A 5,124-nucleotide genomic window follows, 5' to 3' on the forward strand; every position below is an offset into this window, starting at 1 on the left:
TAGAAAAAAATTTTCATGGGCATAGAAAAAAATTTTCATGGGCATAGAAAAAAATTTTCATGGGCATAGAAAAAAATTTTCATAGGCATAAAAATTTTAGTATATTCGCAGGTAAATATAATTCATTGTTTAACAGCTAATTACATTGCTATGATAAAGATTAAAGCAGTTGAGCGAAAAGTCGGCTTCAGCAAGGGAGACAAAACCCTTTGGTACCCTGCCATTCACCTGCACTCGAACGTAGATTTCGAGGAGTTTATCGAACTCGTTTCTGACGAAACCACCATCTCATCCGCAGACATCAAGGCGGTGTTCGACCGCGCTTCAAAGGTCCTCATCCGCCTGCTCAAGGACGGAAAAAGCGTGGATTGCGGCGATATGGGAACATTCCGCCCCAGCATCACGGTAAGAACAGGTGCGGGCGTCGAAACCGCCGATAAGGTGGATGCCACTCTCGTGGGCAAGGCAAAAGTGATCTATACGCCCCGCGTCAAGGTCAAGACCGCCCTGAAAGATGTACGCATCGAGCGTGCGGAGTCCGCTCTGGACGTTGCTTGCAAACCTTCCGGCAAGAAGCCGGGCGGCAGCGAGGGCGGCGGCTCTTCTTCCGGCGGTAGTGGAGGAGAAGGCGGCTTCTGATCCGGACGGATACCGGCACATCGCGAAACAACCCGAAGCAGCCGGGTAAAAAAATCTCTCCCTCATCAGACCCGGTCTGATGGGGGAGAGTCTTTTTTGTTCCGAACCGAAGCGCAAAGCCCCCTCACGGCTGCTCTTCTTCTCCAAGCCGGTGCATGATGAGAGAGGGAGGCAGGCGGCGGCGAAGCAGCTCTTTCATCCGGTCCATGTAAGGTGCGGCGTGGTGGAAGAATGCACGGTAGCCGGAGCAGAGATAGTTGAGCCCCGGCTCTCCGTCCGCCGTGAAAGCGAAACGATTCTTGGGGCACTCGCCGTTGCAGGCGAAGAGATACGTGCACGACAGACACTGCTCCGGCAGCGAAGCACGCTTGCTCTCGCCAAAGGCTCGCTGCCGCTGCCCGTAAACCATCTCGACCAAAGGCGTGGTGCGGATGTTGCCAAGCAGGTATTGAGGGAAGACAAAGTGGTCGCACGAGTAGACGTCGCCGTTCTGTTCGAGTGCCAAGGCGTTGCCGCATCTCTCGGCAAAGATGCAGACACCCGGCGAGACACCGACCCAGTTGGCCAGCGTGGCATCGAAAATCTGAACGAAAATCTCTCCCACATCGTTCCGCACCCATTCGTCGAAGATCGCTATCAGAAAACGACCCCACTGCGCAGGCGAAACCGAATAGGGCGCCACCTTGACGTGGTCGAACGTCTCGGAGGGAGGGGAGAGCGCCTCGTCCGAATAGTAGATGCGCTCCACGGCGGGAGAAAACTGAATGTACCGGCAGCCCAACGACTTGAAGAAGCGGTAAAACTCCAACGGGCGGTCGGCATTGAAGTCGTTCACAACGGCAAGAACATTGAACGCGACATCGAACCGCTTCAGAAGCTCTATACCCCGAACCACGTCCGAGTGCGTGCCTATCCCTTTAGGGTCTTTCCTGTATCTGTCGTGCTGCTCCGGTGTGCCGTCGATGGAGATACCTATCAGGAAGTCGTTCTCCTTGAAGAAGCGACACCACTCCTCCGTGAGCAGAGTGCCGTTCGTCTGCAAAGAGTTGTCTATGTTTTTCCCCCTGCCGTACTTCTTTTGCAGCGCGAGTGCCTTCTTATAAAAGGAGATAGGGCGGAGCAGCGTCTCTCCGCCGTGCCAGGTGAAAAGAACGTCGGGCGAAGTCTGAGAGCCGATGTACTCCTTCACGAAAAGCTCCAGCATCTCATCGCTCATCGTCTTGCACGGCTCGCCGGCATACAGACGCGACTTCTCCAGATAGTAGCAGTACTCGCACCGCAGGTTGCACGCGGCACCCACGGGTTTTACGGAGATATAATAGGGATGCGAAAAGGGAGTGAAAGACATAAGCTGCTCAGTCCGGCAGGAAAACACCCTGCAAATCTTTTTCGGAAATGATGAGCCGCGACGAATCTATGTGGCGTGCAAGATCAAGCCCTATCTTCGGATCGTCGAACCTGAAACTCTTCTCGCTTTGAGGCGCATAGTATCTGTCCACTTTATACGACACGATGTTGTGCTCGCCCAATGCCAGAAAACCATGTGCGTACCTGCGAGGGATGTAGAGCTGCCTGCCATTCTCCGAAGATAGCTCTACCTCTATAAACTTGCAGTAGGTCGGAGAGCCGGGATCTATGTCCACGACAAAGTCTATGATCTTGCCCTGAACGACACGCACGAGCTTGCTCTGTGCCGCATCTCCCTGCTGAGAATGCAAACCGCGAAACACGCCGCGGTGAGAATAAGATTCGTTGTCCTGAACAAACGGGTCGTGAGGAAACATCTCCTGCCAGAAAGCTCTGTTGTAGCTCTCCGAGAAGTATCCTCTAACGTCCGGGTATCGTTTCGTCTGTATGATGTACACTCCGGGTAGGGAGGTCGGTATGGTTGTCGTGTTCATAAGGGTCATTTTTTATTCATCTTCAAGTAGCAAGAGCGACACAGAGGCATATACTCTCCGGTCTCTCCCAATAAAACCACCTGCGTGTCCGCAACAAGACGATGAGAATACTGTGCCGGCCTGCCACATCCCAGACAGACGGCGTGAACTTTGGAGATGCTGTCTGCCACGGCACAGAGATCGGGCATGGGACCGAATGGCTCCCTTTTGAAGTCCATATCCAGACCGGAGACAATCACTCTCACCCCTTCGTCCGCCAGCTTCACGCAGGCATCCGTGATCCCTTTGTCGAAAAACTGCACTTCGTCTATGCCGACAACATCGGCATCGCACCCCAAAAGATAGACATTCATGGAGTGAGAAACCTCCGTGCAGGGAATGCTCTCATGGGAGTGGCTTACAATATCCGTCTGAGAGTAGCGCGTGTCTATGCTGGGCTTGAAAAGCTCGACTTTCAACTGCGCAATGGTGGCCCTCCTGACCCTTCGTATCAACTCTTCCGTCTTGCCCGAAAACATAGAGCCGCAAATCACTTCTATGCTTCCGTGCCTTCTTATCTTTTTTCTTCTTATATCCGAGTCTTCTTCAAACTGATACATATATATAATCTTCCTTGATTTAAGAGAGCTCTACACTCGTTTTAGTTCTATCTTTTTTATGCCATGCTCCCTCATGGTTTCATCAAACAACTCCCGAAGGGACTCTTTGGAAAGATTGAGCCGGTGCCAGACAACGCTGCTCTTGCAGATGATAAGGATGGTATCGTCTCCCTCTAAAGAGATTTCTACCGACTCGGTCAGTCCTTGAGAAAGAGGGGACAAAAGCCATCTCTCATGCACGGCATTGTAACGTTTGACGGCTGATAGGAGGGAAACTTCTTCGGTGGCGTCCTGCAATACTTTGTCTATTTTATCACTTGTGTACCTGCGCTTCATCGTCTCTCAAGCATTTGATGCAATCAGAGAAAAGGCTCCCTTCTCAACCGAAAACAGATGATAGGAAGTCTCTTTCTTCTCTTTCAGTATCTTGTCCAAATAGGTTCTGTTCGTATCCGTCATGAAGATCTGACCGAACGTGTCCCCGGCTACCATGTGAATGATCTTATTCACTCTTTCCGCATCGAGTTTGTCAAAAAGATCATCCAAGAGAAGAAGAGGCTTAAGCCCTGTTGCCTCCTTTAGAATATCGTACTGAGCAAGTTTTAGTGCAATAAGAAAAGTCTTGTTTTGCCCTTGCGACCCGATTTTTCTTATCAACTCTCCATCTATGTACATTCCGATGTCATCTTTGTGAATGCCTTGAGAGGTGTAGCCGAGTACAAAGTCTTTCTGTCTGTTATCGCGAAGAGTAGCTCGGATTCCTTCTACGCTGTAATCCTCAATAGATGGCAGGTAGGAGAGCGAGACGTTGTCCTTGCTACCCGATATTTCGTTATAGAAAGAGCTAAAATGAGAAGCGATTCTCTCTATCCAGTCTGTCCGGTCTTTTTGTATAAGTGCAGACTCTTGGGCGAGCTGCTCCTCCAGTATATCTAATATTTCTACATTGGGAGAGGGACTCTTTAAGAGGCTGTTCCTTTGTTCTAATAGTCTCTTATGAGCAATGAGGACTTCAAGATATTTAGGCTTTTCCTGAGAAATAAGAGTATCTAAATATTTTCTTCGCTCTTCACTTCCTCCATGTACTAAATCAAAATCTTTCGGAGAAATCATCACAATAGGAAGCTTTCCGATGTGCTCGCTCAATCGGGTATAAGCCTTTTTATTCCTTTTGAATACTTTCTGATGCCCCGGACGGATACTGCATACTATATGCTCTTCATTTTTATTCCTTAGATAATGTGCATCGAGAAGACAGAAAGACTCATTATGACAAATAACCATGTGATCCGGAAGATAAAAATGCCCTCTAAGAAAAGAGAGATAGTATATAGCATCCAGCAAATTCGTTTTCCCCATCCCATTGAGCCCAATCAAGCAGTTTATTTTGGGAGAGAAGGTCAAATGAGCCTGCTTAATGTTTTTATAGTTGCTTATGTCTATTTCTTTTAACTGCATAGCTGTCGCAGATATTCTTTCTTCTTATTAGAAATTTTGCACACCAACAAAGATAGCAATAATACATCTTTTGAAAGATGGATGTAGCGCAACGAGTAGATACAATTCTATACAGAGAAATGTCTTGTTTTGTATATTCTCGAGATCTGTGTTGTATAGAAATGTTCTATTCTTATTTCCAGAACGTATATTATAATAGCCTGATATTATTCATCACATATGGATTTAGATATCTTACCCATAGTTTTACAATGAGCCATTTTAAGTTTTACAACTTCGTATTATGTTGCCTGTTTTATTTGTATATCAGATTGTTATAAATATTATCTGTAATGATATGTTGGAGTAGAGTGGGAATGTTTATAGATACATATCATTCTTGCGCTTTCAGCTACGATCAAAATATTAACTCATTGAAAATCTTAATTATTATAATCATATCTATGCAGTTTGCAGGTGTTTTCTTTTAAGATTGGGAGTATGAGAACATAAATATATTGTCAATAGAATAGATATCTATATTTAAT

At 47.2% G+C, this 5,124-nt stretch carries 6 protein-coding genes; 1 reads left to right on the top strand and 5 read right to left on the bottom strand.

The features are described 5' to 3' along the window. Positions 1-150 precede the first annotated feature (150 nt). Positions 151-639 carry an HU family DNA-binding protein gene (locus HQ29_RS09460; protein WP_036869499.1) on the top strand — a complete coding sequence of 163 codons (489 nt, stop codon included), beginning with the start codon at positions 151-153 and terminating at the stop codon, positions 637-639. Positions 640-763: 124 nt separating this feature from the next. Here the strand turns inward: HQ29_RS09460 and HQ29_RS09465 are convergent, their stop codons facing one another. From HQ29_RS09465 to recF, 5 genes are read right to left on the bottom strand one after another with little or no spacing between them, the layout of a single operon-like run. Continuing rightward, on the bottom strand, positions 764-1,987 hold the full coding sequence (locus HQ29_RS09465) for an anaerobic sulfatase-maturation protein (protein ID WP_036869502.1): 1,224 nt from the start codon (positions 1,985-1,987) through the stop codon (positions 764-766). A gap of 7 nt (positions 1,988-1,994) precedes the next feature. Continuing rightward, a complete protein-coding gene (gene rfbC, locus HQ29_RS09470; RefSeq protein WP_036792895.1) occupies positions 1,995-2,540 on the bottom strand; it encodes a dTDP-4-dehydrorhamnose 3,5-epimerase in 546 nt (181 codons plus the stop codon). Between the two features lie 5 nt (positions 2,541-2,545). Further along, positions 2,546-3,139, bottom strand: a complete 594-nt coding sequence (locus HQ29_RS09475) for a thymidine kinase (RefSeq protein WP_036792427.1) — start codon at positions 3,137-3,139, stop codon at positions 2,546-2,548. 30 nt (positions 3,140-3,169) lie between these two features. Next, on the bottom strand, positions 3,170-3,475 hold the full coding sequence (locus HQ29_RS09480; protein ID WP_036869504.1) for a hypothetical protein: 306 nt from the start codon (positions 3,473-3,475) through the stop codon (positions 3,170-3,172). 6 nt (positions 3,476-3,481) lie between these two features. Continuing rightward, positions 3,482-4,597 (bottom strand): DNA replication/repair protein RecF, encoded by a 1,116-nt coding sequence (gene recF, locus HQ29_RS09485; RefSeq protein ID WP_036869505.1) that lies wholly within the window; start codon positions 4,595-4,597, stop codon positions 3,482-3,484. Positions 4,598-5,124 lie beyond the last annotated feature (527 nt).

Source organism: Porphyromonas canoris, from assembly GCF_000765975.1.
Classification (GTDB): Bacteria; Bacteroidota; Bacteroidia; order Bacteroidales; family Porphyromonadaceae; genus Porphyromonas_A; species Porphyromonas_A canoris.

Bases quoted from the DNA above. Each gene is read 5' to 3' on its own strand.
- HQ29_RS09460 (WP_036869499.1), top strand. From the start codon at position 151: ATGATAAAGATTAAAGCAGTTGAGCGAAAAGTCGGCTTCAGCAAGGGA.
- HQ29_RS09465 (WP_036869502.1), bottom strand. From the start codon at position 1,987: ATGTCTTTCACTCCCTTTTCGCATCCCTATTATATCTCCGTAAAACCC.
- rfbC (WP_036792895.1), bottom strand. From the start codon at position 2,540: ATGAACACGACAACCATACCGACCTCCCTACCCGGAGTGTACATCATA.
- HQ29_RS09475 (WP_036792427.1), bottom strand. From the start codon at position 3,139: ATGTATCAGTTTGAAGAAGACTCGGATATAAGAAGAAAAAAGATAAGA.
- HQ29_RS09480 (WP_036869504.1), bottom strand. From the start codon at position 3,475: ATGAAGCGCAGGTACACAAGTGATAAAATAGACAAAGTATTGCAGGAC.
- recF (WP_036869505.1), bottom strand. From the start codon at position 4,597: ATGCAGTTAAAAGAAATAGACATAAGCAACTATAAAAACATTAAGCAG.